Source organism: Sphingomonas sp. R86520 (assembly GCF_042466285.1).
Taxonomy (GTDB): domain Bacteria; phylum Pseudomonadota; class Alphaproteobacteria; order Sphingomonadales; family Sphingomonadaceae; genus Sphingomonas.
This window is the reverse complement of sequence record NZ_JAXHBZ010000001.1, coordinates 1614750-1635983: the sequence shown is the minus strand read 5'-3', so window position 1 is coordinate 1635983 and position 21234 is coordinate 1614750. Positions and strand designations below refer to the sequence as shown.

General features: G+C 59.5%; 15 protein-coding genes and 1 pseudogene. 2 read left to right on the top strand and 14 right to left on the bottom strand.

Going from position 1 to position 21234, the window contains the following annotated elements; genetic code table 11:
• Nucleotides 1-463: 463 nt before the first annotated feature.
• The 7 genes from SJY41_RS07460 to SJY41_RS07430 all read right to left on the bottom strand — a co-directional run bounded on the left by SJY41_RS07460 (nucleotide 464) and on the right by SJY41_RS07430 (nucleotide 8980).
• Nucleotides 464-1525: a hypothetical protein gene (locus tag SJY41_RS07460; RefSeq protein ID WP_380780448.1), complete on the bottom strand. Its 1062-nt coding sequence runs from the start codon at nucleotides 1523-1525 to the stop codon at nucleotides 464-466.
• Between the two features lie 713 nt (nucleotides 1526-2238).
• Nucleotides 2239-3471 (bottom strand): ATP-binding protein, encoded by a 1233-nt coding sequence (locus SJY41_RS07455; protein ID WP_380780446.1) that lies wholly within the window; start codon nucleotides 3469-3471, stop codon nucleotides 2239-2241.
• 2 nt (nucleotides 3472-3473) lie between these two features.
• The gene (locus SJY41_RS07450) at nucleotides 3474-3905 is read right to left on the bottom strand and encodes a hypothetical protein (RefSeq protein WP_380780444.1); all 432 of its coding nucleotides are present in this window, start codon (nucleotides 3903-3905) and stop codon (nucleotides 3474-3476) included.
• 9 nt (nucleotides 3906-3914) lie between these two features.
• On the bottom strand, nucleotides 3915-4208 hold the full coding sequence (locus SJY41_RS07445) for a hypothetical protein (RefSeq protein WP_380780443.1): 294 nt from the start codon (nucleotides 4206-4208) through the stop codon (nucleotides 3915-3917).
• A gap of 66 nt (nucleotides 4209-4274) precedes the next feature.
• Nucleotides 4275-5132: a DUF4297 family anti-phage-associated protein gene (locus SJY41_RS07440; protein WP_380780441.1), complete on the bottom strand. Its 858-nt coding sequence runs from the start codon at nucleotides 5130-5132 to the stop codon at nucleotides 4275-4277.
• Between the two features lie 117 nt (nucleotides 5133-5249).
• Entirely contained in the window at nucleotides 5250-7874 is a 2625-nt protein-coding gene (locus SJY41_RS07435) for an AAA family ATPase (protein ID WP_380780439.1), read from the bottom strand.
• Nucleotides 7871-8980, bottom strand: a complete 1110-nt coding sequence (locus SJY41_RS07430; protein ID WP_380780437.1) for an exonuclease SbcCD subunit D — start codon at nucleotides 8978-8980, stop codon at nucleotides 7871-7873. The genes SJY41_RS07435 and SJY41_RS07430 overlap by 4 nt, the downstream gene beginning before the upstream one ends.
• A 647-nt stretch (nucleotides 8981-9627) precedes the next feature.
• Between SJY41_RS07430 and SJY41_RS07425 the strand changes: the two genes are divergently transcribed.
• Nucleotides 9628-9792: a hypothetical protein gene (locus SJY41_RS07425; protein WP_380780435.1), complete on the top strand. Its 165-nt coding sequence runs from the start codon at nucleotides 9628-9630 to the stop codon at nucleotides 9790-9792.
• 32 nt (nucleotides 9793-9824) lie between these two features.
• The gene (locus SJY41_RS07420) at nucleotides 9825-11312 is read left to right on the top strand and encodes a PIN domain-containing protein (protein ID WP_380780433.1); all 1488 of its coding nucleotides are present in this window, start codon (nucleotides 9825-9827) and stop codon (nucleotides 11310-11312) included.
• Here SJY41_RS07420 and SJY41_RS07415 read toward each other — a convergent pair whose 3' ends face one another.
• From SJY41_RS07415 to SJY41_RS07385, 7 genes and pseudogenes are all read right to left on the bottom strand, one after another.
• On the bottom strand, nucleotides 11313-12044 hold the full coding sequence (locus SJY41_RS07415) for a hypothetical protein (RefSeq protein WP_380780431.1): 732 nt from the start codon (nucleotides 12042-12044) through the stop codon (nucleotides 11313-11315).
• Nucleotides 12045-12054: 10 nt separating this feature from the next.
• Nucleotides 12055-12426 carry a hypothetical protein gene (locus SJY41_RS07410; protein ID WP_380780430.1) on the bottom strand — a complete coding sequence of 124 codons (372 nt, stop codon included), beginning with the start codon at nucleotides 12424-12426 and terminating at the stop codon, nucleotides 12055-12057.
• A gap of 46 nt (nucleotides 12427-12472) precedes the next feature.
• Nucleotides 12473-16426: a tetratricopeptide repeat protein gene (locus SJY41_RS07405; protein WP_380780428.1), complete on the bottom strand. Its 3954-nt coding sequence runs from the start codon at nucleotides 16424-16426 to the stop codon at nucleotides 12473-12475.
• Nucleotides 16427-16682: 256 nt separating this feature from the next.
• Nucleotides 16683-18116, bottom strand: a pseudogene (locus SJY41_RS07400) (DUF6880 family protein).
• 113 nt (nucleotides 18117-18229) lie between these two features.
• A complete protein-coding gene (locus SJY41_RS07395) occupies nucleotides 18230-18880 on the bottom strand; it encodes an AAA family ATPase (RefSeq protein WP_380784081.1) in 651 nt (216 codons plus the stop codon).
• Nucleotides 18881-19127: 247 nt separating this feature from the next.
• Complete coding sequence (locus SJY41_RS07390; RefSeq protein ID WP_380780426.1) at nucleotides 19128-20513, bottom strand: RNA-binding domain-containing protein; 1386 nt, start codon at nucleotides 20511-20513, stop codon at nucleotides 19128-19130.
• Nucleotides 20510-21115 carry a DUF4062 domain-containing protein gene (locus SJY41_RS07385; protein ID WP_380780424.1) on the bottom strand — a complete coding sequence of 202 codons (606 nt, stop codon included), beginning with the start codon at nucleotides 21113-21115 and terminating at the stop codon, nucleotides 20510-20512. The genes SJY41_RS07390 and SJY41_RS07385 overlap by 4 nt, the downstream gene beginning before the upstream one ends.
• Nucleotides 21116-21234 lie beyond the last annotated feature (119 nt).

Genomic DNA, 21234 nt, shown 5'->3' with positions numbered 1-21234 from the left:
CCAAACCCGTCAGATTCCACACGACCAGGTCGTCCGGCGGGACGTCTTTGCTTGCAGGGGAAGGCGGAGCGGGTTGCATCCCGTCTCGAATAGCGCGGAGCGTTAGACCCTAAGGGGTATGCCAAAATGCACTTTCAGCGCCAGATCAGCGTAGCAGCCATTCATTCGCGTCGATGCTGAGATGGCGGGATGCCGACTCCGCAATCGAAGGATCAGAAAGTTTTCTGTTCATGGACGCAAAATGATCGCGGCCTGGAAAATTGCACCGGTCGAAGTCCTTAGGTTCAAGCTTTCGACGATCCATATGGGCCGCGGCGCTTGGGTCAGATCTGCCGCCAGCTCTCAGAAGAAAACCAACGTTCCCCGAGGCCTTTATGGATGGCTCAGGATCGTTTGGGGGCACGAGGTCGCCGCTTAACATCGCGGGAATGGCTCGATCGATTTTAGAGCATGCTTTGAGCAATTAGACTGCAACGTACGTCACCGATTCAGCTGCGGTCAGGAGTAGATGGTGTTCCACATACTGCTGCTCTATAAAATTCTCAGCACGCATATCACCAATCTTTAAAGACGCGGCGGGTTGGGCACGTTCCGATATTTTCTGCAGCGTGTTCCTAATAATAACATTCTGATTTCCGTTCGATTGTTGTCGCTTCCAAAACGATGTGGCCTTCGCGAGGGCAATTATCTCTAAGGCGTAGGCCTTCGGGATTGTCCCGTTTTCAATTGCTTTCGCAACTGCCTTGTCATCATCGTGCTCCGGATCGATCTCCTTAGGGATGCCTTTTATCAGACGCTGAAGCACAGTTGCTGGCGCAGCAAGAGTGCTGAGAACGACATGCGATGTCGACTTCCATGGATTGAAACCTGAGAAGCAATGATGATAAGGTTTTGTGTACATGCTGCCTACCATGGCGGCTAAATCCTGAGCTGTTCGGATAGCAAAGAACTTGAGATGATCTGAGATAACTCGGCTGATCTTTGAAATATCCTTGGTAGAGATTGGATGGGCAATTACATAGGCGACCATCTTCTTTGTTCGTCCAAGAACGAGGGAATAATGTGCGTTGAAATAATGCTCACGCAGCCAGTCTAAGTCTTCACTATGTTGACAGAGATGACCTTTCATCACCTCTTCAATTATAGGCTCCAAGGTTATCGCACTCGGTGAAGTCGAGAGCATTTCATTTACATGAGACTCGTGGTTTAGATTTTCAGGATCTATAAAGGCTGGTGGCCGGTAAGGTATTATTTCGAACTTCGGCAAACTATCTTTACAAAACCTTTTTAGAATCTTTAAAGCTTTAGCTGAAGTGCGGCCTTTTGACCGAATTAACTCATCGGCTAGGCTAGGTATATCTACGTCGTATTGGCTGTCGGTAACATTGCGCGTTGCGCCTTCCGCTGCTTCTTCTCTTGATATGCCGCTGAATCTGTCCGCCCCTGTGAAACAGGGCAGCGGGCCTGCGGGAATGTTTGACGATGAAACATTCATAACCAACGAGCGAATTGCGGTGTAAACCATGGCGACCTCTTGAGACAAATGAGAAGATCACGGCTTAGCGCGACCTCTGTCGTCCCAGGCGGGGAACATGTCTCCACTTGCCGAGGGAGACCCGTGAGAAAGAGGGGGCTAGCTGCGCCCCGTCAACCCTCCGCGATATCTAAACATACCGGATCGCTCAATCCGCCGTTTGACTTGAGTCATAGGCGCGATTGATAGACATCAAGAGTGGTGCGAGAACGCCGTTTTCGTCAAGAGCTAATTTGCAGTACGATTATACGAGGGCGTTTTGTTTGGTGGTTAGCGGACTGGCCGCGTTCGGGCGGCAATCGCCGGTAAGCAGCCGTTTGTTCATTTGATGGGGCAGGGGGCTAACCGGCCGGATTTTGGTGGAAAGCGGCCCGTCCGGTTTCGGGCAGCTAATGCGGTAAACTGCCGTTCGTTCAGTTGGCGGGCAGGGGGCCGAAGCGCCCTCCGAAGGAGTGCGGCCTGTCCGGTTTAGCGTAATCACGGTAAGCAGTCGGTGGTTCAGGCTCAACTCGGGATATTTTCCCGTCCCACCGTAGGTCGTTCGTCCGCTTTTTCAGTGCTCCTCGACGCGATCGTTAGTTTGGATCGGAGCTTTACCGGTATTGCAGGCTTGGACATGATGTGCCGTCAATCTGGCTCTGCATTACGCAGATTTTTGCCAAACGCCCATACCTATCGGGTGTCTTTGACCAACATCGCTGCGTCTAGCGGCCGACCCACTCTTCACGAATCTTGGCGATATCAAGATCTCTCCATTCCTCCCTCCAAAGATTCCAGTAGGGAATATCATTCGATGCCGGACCCGGCAGGCAGACGTCGATCTGGACCACTGATGGAAGAGCAATCGACTCTCCGACGAGCAGCGCCTCACCTTGCTTGAACGCGGGCATCTTGTCGATCAACGTCCCCAGTGAGTCAGGTAGAAGCTTGCGGACATAGCCCTGATCGACCGGATTGGTCAGCCGCATGGCGATGAAGTTATTGCACTGCGAGAAGATCGTCTCGGAGATTTCGGAAGGGCGCTGGCTTGCGAGCAGCAGTGTCACACCGTATTTGCGGCCTTCCTTCGCAATGCGTTCGATTGAGATTTTGGATGCACGGAACTTCGATAACTCGCTGTTCGGAACGTATTTGTGTGCTTCCTCGTACACCAGAAGAATCGGTGCATCGTTGTTGATTTTCTCTTCTGCATTAGCTGCGCAGCGCAGCCTTTTGTAGAAATATCCGTGCTCAAAAATTAGTCTTGAAATAAGCGAGACTGTGATGCTCAGTACCTCGAACGGAACGCCACTCAAGTCGATGACCGTCACGTTGTGCTGCTTGCTTATACCATAGCCTAGGATCGAGCGAAGCGTTTCCTCGAAGGTGATCGTTCTAGACTTTTCGCCGAGGAAGAAGTCGAGCCGGCGGTCATTAATCTTGCTTTCGAGGCGGTTCACGAAGTTGGTCAGGCGCCCAAAAAGACCGCCTTGCGTGAGCTTGGGTTGGCCAGCCTTCTCTTTGTTGCTCGCCGCATAAACCTCACCGTTATCGACCATCTCGATGTTTCGTGCGATCGCGTGATCGAGGACGTCGCGGATGTCGAAGAGCAGCGGCGTATCAAGATGGATTTTAGCCTTATCATCGTCGCTGCCAGTGAAATTAGCCCGTCGGCTCGCGATAACTGCATCCTTGAAAACGTTGCGCTGATTATGATCATTCGCCTCGGTATCGAGGAAAAACTCTTCCAGTTCTTCGCCGTTCAAGAGCCAGTAGGGAAGGACCAGATTAGCGCTGTCGATAAAATTCGCCGTAGGAAAGGCCGGTCTATATTCGGAATGGATGTCGAAGATAATTACATGGGAATTGTTGAGCGCGAAGTCACCCTTCGATTCGACCGCTCTTTGAATTATCTTGGCGACGGTATGAGACTTCCCGGAACCGGTTGAGCCGACCACAGCTATATGTTTGTTAAAAACTTGTTTCCATCGACGGGCACTTGAACTTCTTTGTTAGTCGCCAGCGAAGAGAAGCAAAATCTATCAGAAAGAGGCAGCGAGCTGCCATAGATAAGTCTAATATCATCGATAGTTGCTGGCTCCACCTTCTTTGGCGGAATGGCTAGCGCATCACCACCCCGCTCAAACTTCTGGTTACGTAATACACCAAGTGGGAATGCTTCAATCACATAGTCTTGTGAACCGTCATCCCTAGCTTGGATCTGGAAGTTCTCAATTATTGCAACTAGTACAGCATTCTCATTGTCTGATATCTTTAGATAAGAGCCAACGCGTAGGGACTCTTCAGCTATCCGGAAGTTCTCTAGGTCATCAACAACAATCTTAACCTTATTAGGGAATACCGCAACGACCTCGGCTTTTACATTACCCACAAAAGTCTCCTAAATTATGTTTTCTATGTCTTTATAATCTGGTATCTGAAACGCCTCATGACGGATCGCTTTGTCAGGGAAGCCTTTGATCGGTTCAATTGCATAGAATTCGTATATTTCGCGGGCGCGTTTGAAGGACAGGAGCGTATCCTGCGCCTCTGACAAACAGCCGAAAATCCGCAGCGCCGGACCGATTCCTGCAATAGCCGGCCGAGAAATCGACCGTGTGTCGAATTGTGCGCCTTTGAAATCGTAACCATCGCGGAAGTCGAAGCCTTCCTCGTGCAGTTCCTGCTTTAGCACGGTGAGCTCGTTCTCGCTTTGACCTAGAATGAGAACATAGGGTGAAAAAGGTTTTGACTCCCGCTTCTATAACTTCGAGTATTTTTGCGAAATCACTTTCAGTAGCGCTTTGGTGGCAGTGCTATTGTACGTTCCAGCGGCAATATGGATTAAAAAGAGTCTTTCCGCTTGAGACACGTTCAAGCTCGAGCTGAAATAGGTCGAACGGAGCTCAGCAAAGTATCTTGCCTTGCCCCGCTTCTCGACGAACCACTCGTCAAATATGACCGACGAGGTATCTATCCTCGCCAAAAAATTGCCCTTCGATATCACCCGCCGGTTTGGATCGTTGTCTATCGACAACTCCTTGATCACACGGAGGGCACTATTGTAATAGAAGAACTCCGCCATAAAAGGCGAGCATCGAAAGTGACTAGCTAGCATAACCTTTATATTTTTGAACTGATCTTCGAATTTTTCGGCATTAATATCAATAGATAGAGCCTGCCGGAACAGCTCAAGCTCCGCGTCGTTTACATCAAGTTCCTCGTGCTTGGCGGTCGTTCCGTCTTTTTTCGATGTAGCAGTCAGGAAGTTAGTCTTGAGAAACTCGATATCTAGCGGAAGGTCTAGTTTGTCCTGTCCGCCTGAAAAATGACCGCTTAGCTGGTATTGTATCGGCGTACGCCCGGCCTCGAGTCCCTCCTTGAAGTGGGCGAGCATGAACATAATCGCCGGCTTTATGACGGAGTGGTTATACTCCGACCTTTCATAATACTTGCACTGCACAGCTGTGGTTTCGGTCGCCGTCCGTATATCGATATCCTCGATACATTCGATTGCGATCTCGTCGGTATCCAAGACGAGACCGAGGATGCTGAGAATCGAGCGATCGAACTGGTAAAAGTATCCTAGGATCGTGGATACAGCGCTACGGTCTGCCACCCTACCTCCTGTGATGAGCTGCTGGAAGATCGGGAAACGAGCATCGGACGAACAGTACCATCCGAAAAGCCAGCAGGTTGCTTCGGGGCTTCATGGCGGTAGATCCACTGCGCGTCATCAAAGCGCGATCCGGTTGCCGGGAATGTGACGGAATGCACGATCGCGACATGTGAGGAGAATGACCTGCATTCGGGTTGCCGTCTCCAGCAGAATATCGATCATCGTATCAAGACGAGCATCGTCAGAATAGACAAGCGGGTCGTCAAGAATAAGTGATACGGGCGCCCCCTGCGCAATGAGCATGTCGGCAAACGCGATGCGCGTGAGTACGGCTAGCTGTTCCTGCGTACCCTTCGATAGCGTCACGCAATTTTCATCCATACCGCCGCGAATGATGCTCTCTAAGCCTAGGCCCTCGGAAAAGGTCAGTTCACACCCGGGTAGAAGTCGCTCAATATAGCGTTTCGCCCGCATCGCTACCGGTCCGACGAATTTCGCCGATGTTTTGTTGCGAGCCGTTTCCAGCGTACGGCGTAGGAGCTTTAACGTCTCCGCTTCTTCGGTCACCCTCGCCAGCGCCATGCGCGCTGCCTCGACCTCTTCACTCGCGGCGGCCGTTCGATCAGCAAGACCTAGGCCCCCTTCGCTCTGGATTATTCCTTCTAGCCGGGCAATCGCGGTCTCGAGCCGGACGCGCGTTTCGCCAACTGCGCGGGTCCGCGCGTCAATGATCTCTATCTTGCGCGTTATTGCCGCTACATCATAGGCGGCAGCATCTTGCAACGCTTCTTCGAGTTTTACCGAAGCTTCGGCAGCCGCTTCATGCGCGTCTGCCAAGTCCTCGGAGAGGCTGGCCCATTCAGGAAGGTTTTCGATGAGAGCGATAACTGCGTTCGCATTGGCGACATCGCTTTCGGCACCAACTAGCGCACCCGCCAGCGGCGCCTCTTCCTGCTCAACGCGGCGAAGTTCCTCGATCGAGCTGTCCTGTGCGCCCTCCGCATGAGCAGTTGCCTTGTCCGCTTCCTCGAGGGCCTGACCCAGTTCCCGGATATCCGGGAGATCACCTTGCAGCACGGCCTGCTCTTCCTCATTCAGTTCCGAGACAAAGAGCTTCAGCGCCTCGCGGCCCGGCGCGATTTGAAGAAGCTCGTCCCCGGGCGTCACCGCTTCGATCCGTGCGTCGAGCGTGCGCAATTCCGCTACAGCCGCTCGCGCCGCCTCGTCGCGCGCGCGCGCCGCGGCGAGATCGGCCACGCCGACGTCGATGAGCGCTAACCGGCGGTTCTCAGATGCAATGGTTAGTCGTTCCCCGGCGCTGGCCGCAGCGGCGGGCGGCCTGACAATAATTTCAGCTTCGCCTAAGCTGATGCATACCTCGCGGGTTACCGTCTGAAATCCGACCGGCATCGGCTCGCCATCGAGCAATATGCCGTCTGCGTTGCCTTGTAGAGCGACGCGCGTGGCTCCTGCATTCAGGATCGCCTGCGCCTCCGCAACGGAACGATCATGAGCCTCCAGTGAGGCGATAACTGATGGGTCGATCGCAGTAGCCGCGAGCGCTTTCGCGTCTTTTTGATGCTCCTCGAGCTTCAGCAGTTCGGCGTGCCGGGAGCGCGCACTATTGATCGCCGTTCGACGTCGGGTCTTAGACAAAAGCTCCTCGCCTTGCGATCGAGCCAGTCGCGCGGCCTGTCGGCTGGCACGCGCGGCTTCCAGCGTCGTGCGGGCATCGGCTAATGCCTGATGCGCCGCTGCAAGGTCGTCGGCTGTACCAAGGAGCCGCTCGCGCGCAGTAGCAAGCGCCGCAACGGCGTTCACTCGCGTCGCAGACGCGTCGTCATGGCGCCGCCGGATGTCAGAAAGGGCCCTGACCTTACCGCTTATCGCTTCCTTTTCGGCACGGCGCGTATTGAGAATCTGTGACGCCGCGCGCGCAATATCGAGCGAAGCGACTAAATCAAGTCGCGACTGCGCGTCGGTGTCGTCGGCAATCTCGCGTCGAATGACCTTTAGCCGCGACCGGGCGGACTCGACCTCGGCGAAACTGTTTTCGAGAGCGGCAAGCCGTTCGCTGGCATCGCGCGCCGCAGTTTCCGCAACATCAAGGCGGCTCTTTGCATCTACCTGTCGGCCTCGCTTCTGGCCGGTTGGGGTCCAGTAGACCTCGTATTGCGTCTCCAGCCGTGCCAAGACACGACGATACGCTTCGCTGCCCATGATCGACCCAACTTCTGCCTCGAGCGTAGATACGACAGTATCGCGCACGATTTGCCCCGGTGCAGACACAGTGAGCGCTTCGGTCTGAGCGACCCATAGCAAACCAAGCGCGCCGTAGCTGGCGACATCCCCACTCCGACTGGTGTCGCGCACTGAGCCCAACAATGCGTTCAGTCGAGCCTCAGCGTCTTCGCCCTCAGCCCGAACCTGAGGGCCGATCAGGTTGACAGACGCGCTGCGCAGGAAGCGTTTGGCCACCGACCATTCCGCACCATCGATGTCGAACCCCACCTCGACGTGGGGCGCGACGAGATCGTTGTATGGAGCAAAAGACTGAGCGAGCTGATTGCGCGTGTTGAAGCGGACAAAGAACGCGGCACGTAGGGCTTCAAGCAAAGTGGATTTGCCGGCTTCATTTGGTTCTATGATGACGTTGAGCCCGTCCGTGAGTCCCTCGATTGAGACTTGCGCGCGAAACTTCCGAAAATTTTCGATCGCGATGCGGCGGATGACGAGGCTCATGCGGTCCCAACCCGGCTGTACTCAACGAACAAGCGCTCGAGCGCTCGCCTGGCTAGGACGGTATCATCCCCGCCGGCCTCAATCTGCGCATTTAGCATTCTGGCAGCTTCGCCAAGCATCCCCTCGACCGCCAGGTTTGCAATGTCCTGCTCGCTGGGTCGACCCACGAGATCGTTTTCGCGAACTTCCAGATACCGTAATTGGTGACCAAGATCGTTTTCGATACGTGCCAAGATGGCGATGCGATCGGTCAGGCTTACAATACCCGATAGTGTCAAGCGCAGGAGCGTCGTGGATGCGTGGACATCATTCAGCAGTTGCTCGCATTCGGCATTGAAAGCAGCTTCATCACTGACCACCCAGTCCCGAATGAGCCATTGAAAGCGACCCGTGCGAATTTGGGTAACGACCGGTTCGCTTCCTGGTAAAAGTTCAACGACGAGCGCACGTCCAGGTTCGTCACGTTGGAAACCGTCAGTCTCGGGCGTACCGGAGTACCAGGTCCGTCCATCGACACGCAGAGCCCCGTGCCAGTCGCCCAAGGCTAAATAATCCAGGCGGGATAGGCGCGCTCGGTCGGGCGCGATCTTATTCTTTGTATCACCCTGTGAGCCAAAGTCCCGTATCGAACCGTGGGCCAGACCGATGCGAAGTGCGCCGTCGGGCGTCTCCATCACGTCAAAGTTTTCTGTAGGATCTTCTACGTGATGCCGATGCTCGAGCGGTGCCGGTAAAATCCACACACCTGACTCGATTTCCTTCGGCTCCGGCGCGGTCAGAACCGAGATACGCCCCCCCGCGCGTCGCCGTATCCGATCCCAAAGGCCGCCATTGCGAGCAGAATCGTGGTTGCCTGGTAGCAGCCACCAGTTGCAGGCATGACGGTCCATTCTCGATAAAGCCTGAACGATAGTCCGGTCATCGGGTCCCTCCGTATCGAAGACATCGCCCGCAACAAGCACGTGCCGGGCACCATGTTGCGCCGCCGCAGTGCCCAGCGCGTCGATCGCATCGAACCGAGCATCACCGAGCGCGGAACGCACCTCCGCCTCAAATCTACCGAAGGTTTTGCCAAGTTGCCAATCAGCCGAATGAATGAGCTTCACGTCTTCCCTCTTCTGAACGGCACGTCTTATAGCAGTTTTTAATCGACGCGCTCGAGCACCGACCGGAGAGGTTTGCTGTGCGCCAACATTCTTGAGATCCCGAGAATCTCGGCTCTCTGGAAACCCTCCCACGTACCCACGCACTCGCATTGTCGTTCAGGCACTAGCTCGTCCAGCGACATCGCATCCAAACCCGACGCACCGGAGATAATTGGGGAATCGTTTCGATGCCGATCGACCTCAAACTGCTGGCGACCTAGCCAAATTTGCCAGTACTTCCTGCGATGCCTCGTGTATTAGCGAGCGGCTGTTTCGCCTTTACGGTCATTGTGGCACTCCTGAGCGTTCACTCCGCCGGATGTCGGGCAGCCGGTCGACGTCGCGCGAATCCCGATTAGTACAGCCAGCGCCGCTTCGAGCTTCATTTCCAAGACCGTTCCCCCTAGATTGACGCTATCGGCCGGACAGCGAAGCGCAACATCGATTTGGCTTATGCTCGATCATTGTAAAAATGATTCGTCACAAATCCGCTAGCTTGAGCTGCGGCCCGTATCAGGCGCAATCAACTTACATAAATGACCAGCCGAAGTTAGGGCGCGTAACACCGGTCCTGAATGTCTAAAAGTAGTGCTCAGAGCCTTTAAGCTATGGGTCTGTTCGGTCTATTAAAAACATCACGTAAGCGCGGGGGGGCTATTGTGCGGCTTCGCCAGATGCTGGATGACCTCAGCTCGCACCAACATGCCGATGAGGATACGCTGGCGACCATGTTGGAGCGCAAGCGCGTTTCCGAGCAGCTAGAACTGGCCTGATCCAGGCAAGCAGTGACGAGGAGAATTCCGGTTTGAGCGGTTCTGCGTCGTGTCTCTTCGTCTATCCCGACACCAATGTGCTGATTCAGGGGATCCCCCTCAAGGATGTCCCCTGGAGCGAGCTCGGGCGCGACGAGATCGAGGTCGTCATCTGTGGGCCGGTGATCCGCGAGGTCGACCGGCTCAAGAACAAGCCCGGCCGGGTCGGCAAGGTCGCCCGCGCCATAAGCGCTACCGTCCGGAAGCTAATGGCAGCGCCCGACCGGAGCGATGTGCTGCGCGCCGCCGATCCCGTTGTTCGGCGTCGGTTGTCGAGAGATACGACGGCCGGCGCGGCGGTTCGGTCGGGGCTCGACCTCACCCATGACGATCAGGCGATCATCAACCAAGCTCTGGCGCGACTCGATGCCGGGGAGGATGTCATCCTCCTTACCGACGACACCTTCGCGGCGATGACCGCGGAGGATTTCAGCCTGCCGGTCAGGATGCTGCCGGTGCACTGGCTCAAGCCCCCCGAGGGTGACGAGACCGCTAAGGAGGTCACCCGTCTCCAGGCGGAGAACGCACTGCTGAAAGCTACCCAGCCGGTGCCGAAGCTGCGCTTCGTCGACGAGCATGACGCGCCCATCGACCGGCTCGACTTGGTGATGAAGCGCTATCCGCCAGTCGCCAATCGGGAGATCGAACGCCTGATGGGGCACGTGCTGGCAGCCGCACCCATGGCTGATCTCAGCCTTACCGCAGCTGCCGCGCGCGATCCCGATTATCTCGAACCGGCAACCGGGCCATCACTTATCGCCAGCGCCATGCGCGAGGTGATGAAGGACCATATGCAACCAGTCACGAAGGCCGACATCGACACTTATGCGAAAGCCTATAAGGCGTGGCGTAGCGACGTTCGGGCAAAGCTCGTCGGCTTCGGAGATGAGTGGAGCCGTCGGCGGGATTGGCCACGCGCGAAGCTGTTTGCGCTCAACGCCGGGACCTGTCCTGCCGAGAATATGCTGGTCGAGCTTGCTGCCTCGGGGGCCTTTCAGGTGAGCGGCTATCCCAAGGACGAGGACGACGGCGACGGCAGCTCTAGGCCGAGGCTCAACCTGTCGTTGCCGGAGCCGCCGCGCGCCAAGCATCGCATGGCCGAGTTCCTGAAAACCGTCGCCGGTCGGGACGTGCCGGCGATCAGACCGTTCCGGTCGATCGGGGATCTGAGCAACCGCCGACAGGACGACGCCTTCTACTGGCGCGAGGGCAAAAGGTCGCCGGTCGACACCCTGTCACTGGAGTGCAAGACTTGGCGGCACGGGCGTAACGAGAAGCCTTTCCGGTTCCGAATCTGGGGTGACGATGCCGAAGACATCTCCGGTGTCGTCACCGCGCGGGTGAGTGCGGGTAACCTCTTAAAGCCGGTCGAGGCGCGGTTGCTGGTGCGGATCCGCTTTGAGGATGGCGACAGCCTGCGTCTGGTCGAACAACTGGTCGAGATGTTCGAACGGCAGAGGGGCGTGCTACGAGAGCGATGATCAGCGCTTGGCCTTGGCGAGCCAGGCAAGGGCACCGCGCGCCGCCTTCCATCCATCCCTTGCGTCGGCGGCATAATGTGTCGCCTCTTCCGGGGAGCCGAAAGCGTAGGAGCGCTCCGCCTGGTGAAGCGCACGCAGTCGTCCTTGCAGTGCCGGCACGACATGCGGATTTGTGACGATTGCGGTGGCCAGGAGCGCATCGGCATCGCTCGAGCCATCGCGAAACGCATGCAGCGCAAGCCAATAGCGTATCTCGGTGCGAGGTTCGCGGCGGTATCGTAGCGTCAGGCACCGCGCCGCCAGCCAGTTTCCGGAAGCAGCTTCCCACGCCATCAGCAGCAGGCGCGTCCCCGCCCGGTCATAGGGATCAAGGCGCAGCGCACGACGGGCATGACGAAGCGCATCGGCGCGCTGATGAGTGCGGCCATCGGCCCAGAGCGAACGCGCGAGATTGTTCAAGGCAGGGACGTGAGCGTCGCGGTCGTAGACGCCATCAGGGTCGATCGTTCCGTCGTCGAGCCGCTTGCTGGTCCTGTCACCGACCCGAACCGCCTGAGACAGGAGTGCAATCTCTTCTGCCGGTACGGGACATGTCCGCGCGAGGACGACGTAGGCGTCGATGGCGTCGGGCTGTTCCTTCAGAACCTGCCGGACCAGCCTTGAAGCGGCATCCTGATTGCCGAAGTCGAGATACTCCCACGCATCGTCGATGGCGTTCTGCCAATCGCTCACCGGGGCCGCCTCAATGATCGTGCTTGCACTCGGGTCCATGCACGTGCGGCGCGCCCTTCTTCCGATCCTCCATGACATACGCGAAAAAGGACGGACGATCGTCGCCGCGCATCTCGCGGAAGCGCTTGGCCCATCCGATCGCATGGACCGCCGAGGTCTCGCCGCCGAGCCGGATGTCGCGCGGCGTGGTCAGGTGGCTGTCATTGTCGATGAGCGCGCCGACGCACAGGCCGAAAAAGCTGTTGAGATCATCGCCCGTGATCGGCGTCTCGGGGTGGAAGCTTTGCAGCATGTCCATCACGATCGGCATGAACTCGGAATAGGTGCCCATCAGCTCCTGCTCGTTGAGCGTGAGGACGGGCAGGGGGACGGCTTTCGCCATTCATCGTCTCCAGGGTCTTTGCGCCCTGCCGGGCGCGGATGGTATTTCATGCGTCCAGGGTCAGACCACCGTTTCCCAACCGCTTGAACAGCTGCCCTGCCTCACCCCGCGCAATTTTCCTGGCGGCCAGCGTAAGACTGACAGGCGAGTGCATATTGGTGGTCGCCATAAGCTGCAGCGGCAAGGTCACGCGATTGATGCTGCCGGCGAGGAGCTCCTGTGCCGCGGCGGCGACCAGACCGTAAACCTCTTCCACATCGTCGGGGCGCCCCGCCGCGTGGCAGGCAGCGACATACTCGCGGTGAAACGCTGCAAAGGCGGAATCGTTCGGGGCGTGCCGGCTGCAGTTGACCAGCAGGCGGGCGAGAAGGTTCCCTACGCTGGCACGATCGATCTCGGGGCCGGCCATCACGCGCGCAAAGCTCTTCAGGCGATCGTTGATGACCCAGCCGGACTCGAGAAGCTCGGCGAGCACCTCCACATTTCCGATCTGGGTGAAGCGGTGATGCCGTTCCAGCAGCGCTGCCAAGACCTGCCGGTATTCCGGATGGGAGATCCCGCCCGGACGATGCCCGGCCTGCACGAACGCCTGCGTCCAGGTGCCTGCCGCGCCCGCCTCTTGCGCGATGGCCCGGATGCCGAGATCGTCGGTGAGAAACGCACGCTTGGGCTGGAGCGACGCGAGCAAAGTGTCGTGATAGGCCGGGTCCATGCCCTTGAGCATGTCGAGGATCTCGTCGGACAGGGTCTGGTCGGATTCCGCCGGCACAAGCATCAGCGACTCTGCAAAGTGCAGGGCAGCGGTGGCATCTGCGATCTGCTGCTGAATCGCCTCCTCGGACAGTTCGATGAGGTGATAGCGCTCGCCGTCCCAGCCGAACGTACCCAGCCTCTTGCCACGCTGCGCTTCACGCTCCTCGACGAGCTCGCGAAGCATGTCGATCGTCGCCTGAACCACAGCAAGGCGATAGGGCGATTTGGCGAGGATCGCTGTGACCCCCATGCGGGTCCAGCCATAGAGCGTCAGGGGATCGACCAGCGTTATGCCTGCCATCGACGCGGTGCGTCCCGCATCGAACTCGCCGGCTACCCCGAGTGCGCATTTGAGGCCGAGCGACGGGTTCGCCGAAAACGCTTCCCAGACATCGAACACCGTTGCGCCGCCGAATTTAGCCGCCATCGGCAACGGCAGGATGTTCTCCCGATAGAGGGTCTCGATCTCGTTGCCCTGTGCCGCCCGGTCCCTGGCGAGCGCGAACATCTGTTCGAATTTCTCGTCGCCCTTGCTCTCGTCGATCTCGAACGATCCGAATGCCGGATGCCCGGGAAAAAGCCCGGGAAAATCGCGAAGCGTGCGGTGATGCGCGAACAGATATCGGCTCTGCAGCTCTGTCACCTTATGCGGCTGGGGACCGATGCCGACTTTGGCGATCTCGATCGTGTCGCCCAGCTTGAGCCCGAGGAGCCGCTTGGCAAAAGTATCCGAAGGCGCCAGTTCGCCCCGCTCGACGACCGGGTCCGGCGCCGTCTCGATGACCCGATAGATGAGCTCGCCGGTCGCCTCGTTGCGCAGCGTAACACCCGCGCCGGGTCCGATCTCGGCAGGTGCCGCCAGCGCAGCCTGATTCGGCGTGCCGTTGATGATCAGTCCGAGCGCATACCCCAGATGGATCTGCGGATCCTTGTAGCCGGCACGAAGCGCCCGGTAGCCGATCGCGAGCGCCTTGGGATCATTACCGAGATACCGATCGATGACCCTGGCGAGGCTCATCAGCTCACGCGGCTCGCCCGCGATGTCTTCCGGCACCGCCTTGAGCCAGGTGTGGAAGGCGTCGTGGCGCCCCGAACGGGCCAGCAGCTGCATCCAGCCCAGGCGGTTCGTGAGATTGTCGTCGCGCTTCAGGGCGCGCTCGAGAAGCTCGATCGCGGGCTTGAGAAGCCCGACACGCTCGTAAATATTCACACCGGCAGCGACGTAGCCCGGTGCCGACCGCAGCGCGGGCGCGAGCGATTCGAAGAGCCGACGCGCATCCGCGCGCCGGTCCGCGTGGAGGAGCGCGTTGAGCCGCCGGCGCAGCGCATGACTGTCGGACGTGTCGTGCAGTGGTTCGAACAGGTCCGCCGCCAGCGAGAAATGGCCGGCCTCGTACAGGGTTTCCGCCGCGTGGACGCGCTCGCGAAGCGACAGATCGGCGACGGCGAGCGCGCGGATCTCATCGACCATCCGGAGCCGCAGGGGATCCTCTTCGCCCAGATCGTCGAACAACACCGATCGCAGCACGATCGCGTTGGGACTGGCCTTGATCGCTGCCTCAAAGGCCGTGCTTTGGTCGGCGCCGGCGAGGATCGCCGCTCTGACGCGTAGCGCCTCGATCAACTGGTCGCGTTCCGGAATCAGCGGCTCTGTGACGGCCTTTGCCGCCAACCGTTCGCAAAACGCCGCAGCGGATACCGCGTCTTTCAGGATCAGGGCCGCCTGCGTCCGCATGAGCAAGGCATCGAACGACATCTCCGTCTCTGGGATCTGGTCGAGCGCATGCGCCGCGCTCTTCCAATCCCCGTTCGAGGCGAAGCGCTGCGCCGCGCGGAACACCAGCGGGTCGTAAGTCGCGTTGGTCGCGAGTGCCTGATCAAGAACGACCATCGCCTCCTCGTCTCGCCCCAACAGGGAGAGCAGGCTGACGAGGTTCGCGGCAACGTGCCGGCCCTGGAAGCTGGAATCCCGCTGCGCGAGGATCTCCCAGGCCTTGCCGTTCAGCTCCGCCGCCTTCTCGACATCTGCCCGAATATCGACCGGTATGACGTGCGTGAGCGCGAGCCCATCCATCGCGACAAGGGGTTGCGAGAGAGCCTCCGCGACCGCGGACAAGGCCCGCCAGTCTTCCGGTGCAAGCGCGAGCGCCTCTTCCGCGAATCGGCGGTGAGACATTTCGTCACCGAGCTCGTGCGCCCTGATCGCAAGGTGCAATTTGATCTCGAGATCGTCGAGCAGATCCGGCTGAAGAAGCGCAGTCAGCGCGCCGAGCGACATGTCCTTTGGCGCGGTATCGAGCACGATGCCGGCGGTCCGGGCCGATGTCGGATCCTCCGCGAGCGCGGCACTGGCCAACCCGAACGCCTTCTCGCGATCGCCCTCGAACAAATGAACCACCGCCATCGTCGCGCGCGCGTTGGGGAACTCGGGATAGGCGTCATAGGCTTCGCGAAAAAACGAGATCGCGGTGGTCTCGTCGCCCAGCGCGTAATAGGCGTTGCCCTTGCTTGCGCGCAGCCGATACCGGGCGAGCGGGCTCGCCGAATCGCCTTCTTCCGCTACCAGGGCGTCGAGCCGTTTCAGCGCCGCCTTGGGCGAGCCATCGGCGATCAGCTTGCTGACCTCGTTGACGCGCGTGGCGAGCTCGTCGGTCCCCGCCTTGTCGTCCCGCAGGCCGGTCACCATCCGCTGGGTCGACTGAAGCATCCGGGTCAATTGCGCGATGTCCTGGCGCTGCTCGACCTTCGAGGACTCAAACGCTCCCACCACATCAACCGGCGCGAAATCCCGGAAATATTTGAGCAGCAGATCCTGATGGTCGGCGACGTAATGACGAAACGTATCCCAGCCCGTAACCCGAACCTCGAACAAGCCTTTTCTGGTATGCTCGGCGGTAACCTCTCTAGCGATCCTTTGGATTGCGACGTCATTGGGTGCCGTCGTCAGAACGATATAGACGTCCAGAGGCGGCTGGAACATGAGCGCTTTTGCGACCTCGTCACGTAGCTCTGCCTCGGTCAGGGCACCGCCGTAATCGGCGTCCTTGCCCTTGCACTGGACGCCGGTGAACTGCTTCTCGAGCCGGTTCGTACCAAAGACATCGACCCCAGCCTGCGGTTGGCCGGTCCGTCCGTGGAGGTCCGCATCCGTCGTCTGCCAAAGCCGACGATAGACGTCGAAGGCCAGGCTCTCGAGTTCTTGCCATCGTTTCGGGGCGGGGAGGGCACGCGACAGGACATCGGACATTCCCACTCCATAGATGTTCGCGCTTTGATCTGAAAGGTTGGGGCGTGAATGCGAATCGCAACCGAACTGTCACCGCCAAAAGGCGTTTGGGAATGGCAGCTATCCTGCGCCGGCTGCCCAAAACCTTCCAGACCGCAACCGGCCCAGCGTCAGTCGCAACGCCACGCCGCGCGGACAGCTGCCGAATGTCGGCTTGTGAAAAGAGCAGACGTTCGACCTGTGTAGTGGGAATGACGGGTTTGTCCCAATAGACTCTTTATGCATTCCAGAAGCCGATCTTCCGTCCGTGGCGAGCCTTGAGACCGACCATATAGGTTTGATGGTCGGCGTGCTCGCCATAGGCATCGATCTTGCCATCAAGATGGCCGCACGTCTGCAAATGGCGGGCGGCGTGGGGGTATCGCTTGTATCGGGCCTTATCGAGCGAGAAATCGACCATCGCGCGTAGAAGCAGCGTCGCGGCCAGCGGATGGCGTTGTTCCAGCGCTTCTGCGGCCGGGCCAAGAAGCCAGTAATGGTTGCCGTTCAGTTCGGCGCGGCGGGCTAGGATCATCCGGGCCGCGTCATCGATCGCGGGCCATTCCACCAGGAACGACAGCGCCTGATGGAAATCGGGAAACCGGGATGCATAGGCAAGGGCTTTCGACTCCGCCTCGATGTCGTCGAAGTCCGGCAGCCGCTTGATGAAGGCTTTCAGATATTCCTTGTTGAGGTTCCGCTCGAACGTCTGCCACCGTTCGTGCTGCGCATCGCCGATCCTGCCCGACGCTTCCAGTGCATCGATCCTCACCCTCTGCCATTCGGGCCAGTGACCACCCACACCTATCCCGACCTCGGCGCGCGTCAACGCTGCCAGCGCATCCTCAGGTCGGCCGGACGCCAGAAGCCGTTCGGCAATTCTTGCCGCGATCGCTGGATTGGCTTGGTCCTCGTCCGAGTGGAGAGCGGCATAGCAATCGACGTCTCCCATGGCGTCGGCAATGTCCGCAAGCGCGCTCTGGACAAGGCGAGCCTGATGCCGCGCAGCATAGTCGTCCTTGAACATCGCGCCGCGCGTGCCGATGGCAACGACCTTGCGACTATCGTTGTCGGAAATGGCTCGCGGTCTTGCCGCAAGCTCTTCGAATTTCGCCTTCAGCATGGTCAGGCCATCGGTCCCGAGGGCCTCCGCCATCAGCGGGATCAGACCATCGAACTGGCCATAATCATTGGCGCAGAGCGCTTCGTGAATGCGGTCGGCCAAGCGAACCGGGTCGAGCCGGGCCTGTGGGGCGATGTCGCTGATATCCTCCAGGGCCTGGCTGAAGACGCTACCGACCGTTCCATTGCTGTCGTCGCATCGGTCGTAGATGGCGGCCGCCTTGTCGATCAGGCGCCAGAGAAGTTCGAACGCCTCTCCCGGATGCGCTGGTGCGACATGGGTAATGATCGCCGATCGCTGTGTATCGAGATCCTGCGCCAACGGACGAACCTTGTTCCAGTCGAGGAAGGATTTCGACCGGGGCATGGACACGAGGCGCTTGCGGATTTCCGCGGCAACACCGTCGCCGCCCGCCTAGCTCGCCAGTTCGAGCCGCAGGCGCCGCTTCATGGCGGCATCGCCCTGCGCCAGTTCCAGAAGCAACTCGGCCAGTCTGGCGGCTCCCAGTGCCGAGAGGTTCGTCGCGTTCAGCGTCTTCGGTGAAGCCATCATTCGATTTTGCGAAAGCCTGCGACCCGGTCAATCATGAATGCAGTTTGCGCCTCGCGTACTGCACGCCTTATCCCAGCGACCGTCGGCGACCAAAATGCGTCATTCGCCGATCAAGTATTGAACGGCAGCTTCCGCCAAAACCGGCCATCGCTCAGCGCGAAGCCGTTCGGCAGCAATGCGCCCAAAATCGAACGCAGAGACTGCCTTCGTCTGTGCCGAGAACCTGCCGTTCGTTCATAATGGTCGAGACGGCCGTGAGAACGACAGCCATCGGGGACATTCGAAGCGAACGCGGGCGCTCGTCTGCTGCAGCGTCTCCAGGGCGAAATCAGCGCGCTCCGCGACCGAGGCCTTGGCAGCGTCACCACGTCATAGTCGAGCTCCGTGTAGGCAGGGCAAAGGCGCTCATATTCCGCAATCGCGTCCGCGAAAGCGTGGCGACGTTCGTTATCGACGCCGTAGATTTTTCGGCCAAGGCGGGGTGAGGAAGACACGGCGGTGGTAGCGGTCCGGCTCCCCAGCGCGACGAGCGCGGCTTCGCTGGTGGCGTGCTGGAGCGCCGCAGCCACATCGACCAGGCCGCGATCGAAGGATACCCAACCAGCCACCGGCGCCGCGGTCCGGTCGGAACAAGCCAGCACGATCGCGCTCCCCGCAAAGCGAGCCAGATTGACCAAGGCAACGTCTGCCCGTTCCGCAAAGCTCCTCCTCGACGATCCGGCGCCCTGGCTCCGGTACGACCGCGTGTCCCGCCTTGCCAGTTCGGCGAGCAGCGAGGATTTCCCGCCGCCCGAGCGGCCGGACAGTACGACATGGTTTTTAGCAGGTGCATCGTCTTCCTGGCGCGATGATGGCGTGGCCGGATTTGGCCGGATTTGGCCGGATACTCAAGCTGCCGCGTTCCGGGCCTCGCGCGAAAGCCTGAGAAATGCTGGGAAATCGCGAAAACCGGGGGCGGCGATGATGTCGCCGGACCGCCCGCTTCCATGGCCGGATTTGGCCGGATACTCAAACGGTGCGTTCGGTCCGCTGATACGCCGTCGCGCGCGCCTGGCCGAACCGTGTCAGGAAGCCAGCGCTTTCCAGCTCGCTGAGATCCCGGCGAGCCTGCCGCTCCGACATCCCGGTTTGCTGCATATAGTCTGAAAGGCGGATCGAGTCACCCGGCCGCAATTGCTCCATGAGTTGGGCCTGGCGGGGCGACAGCGCGAAGTCGACGACGCCATCCGCCGCATAGATGGTCAGGGTGACGCCGCTCGGCGCGTCCTTCCAGACCGGCGGTCGCGCGCCGAGTTCGTCGCATGCGGCTATGATCTTCTGCGTGCCGCGGCCGACGCGCTCCATCAGCCGCCGCAGATATAGGACATGGGTGATGTCGGGGTTGGGCGGAATGGAAGGATGGAGGCGCTTCAGATCGATGACCCTGATGCCGCGGGGGAGGCGGCCAGAGTTCCAAATTTCAATCCGGTCCGGATACACCGATACGGTCACGCCACCGGAGAAACCGGCATAGTCGCGATGAGCCAGCGCATTAACGAGCCCTTCGCGCAGCGCTTCAAGCGAGTAGTTGGGACGGTCCTCGCGGCCGCGATCGCCGGGAACGAAGAAGGACTGGACGCGAACGTACGCGCCGATCTTCTCCATGAGCTGCGTATAGACCTGGTGCAGCGGACCCTCGACCCAACGGTCGTCGAGATAGGCGGCGGCGGTCTTGTCGCTCTCGAACTGGATGAAGCGCACCCGCGCCTGCGGATGCCTCTGCGCGGGCCGCTTGGCGAAGAGGATATCGCAGGCGTTGGTCAGGCCATTCGATGCGATGAGGCCCAGCTCTCGCAGCACGCGCCGGACGTCATTGCCGTCCTCGAACACGAAGCGGCCGGTTTCGGTCGCCGACGAGACCATCTCGGCAATATCGTGCCGCACGAGGTCATCCTCGGACAGCGTGACCGACGGCCGCCGTTCCCAGCGGTTGGCCTCGACCGATCGGCCCTGGACGATGTCGCGAATGGTTTCCGGATCGGCCGCCGCCGTCCGCTTGCCGCGGCGCGTGAAGATCTGGCCGTCAATGACATAGGGCACATCGCGGCCTTCCGGCGCCTCGATCGAAATGATCGGACGATCATCTTCGCTGTCGACGCTGACGGTGAACAGCGCCTTGGGTGTGATCGCGCCCTGCAAATGGGATTCCAGCCTGCGCCGGGTGGCTTCTGGGTCGGCGCCGACGCCGACGATCTCGCCCGAAGGATCGACGCCAACGAACACCACCCCGCCGCGTGTGTTTAGGAAGGCGCAGACCGTGGCGGCGACGACGCCGGGATGCCCGGCCGAGCGGACGAACGCGGTCGAGTTGCTCTCACCCCCTTTGATCTGTGCGCGGATCTCTTCGGAGATCATGATTTATCCTCTTCGACGCGCTCCATGACCTGCCGGGGATTGGCAAGTTGCTCTTCAAGGAAGCGCTCGACCTCCTGGAACCGATAGAATTGGGCCGTAGCATAGCGCAACGCATCTTCGCCGCTCACAAACTTCTGGACCCAGTTGCCCGTGCGATCGCGAAACCGCACCTCGTTCCGAATGGCCGTGTCGTACATGTCGATCACGCGCAGGTCGTCAAGGACCACCGAAGACTCGAACGGCACGGCCGCGCGCTTCTCGGCATCATCGTGGCCGAGCTTCTCCAGCAGTTTACGCGCGAACACGACATGGTCGTGCGCGAGGAGCCAGCGCGGCTTGTTGAGCTCGATCGCGGTGTTGAGCTCCTTTTGGGTGATGGAGATGTCGGTGCCGACGACGCCCGAACCGTAATAGGGCGTAATCAAGCCGAGGAAGAGATCGCAGTCCTTCACCGCTTGGATGCAGTTGTCGAAGGCGCTGATCGCCGAGTTGGTCGGCATTGTGCCGGCGTGCGAACTCCACACCTCATAGCCGAACTGGGTCAACACCGCGTAGATGCGATCTAGCAGCTCCTCGATCCCGTAGACGGTCGAGGACACCATGATGATCGGCTTCTTGCCCTTCGTCGTCGCCATTCCACCCCCGAGCCCCGCGCATCGACTCGATGGGGCGGTCTCCTCCTATAATAGACGACGACCGTGCGCGAACAGGTGCCGCCGAG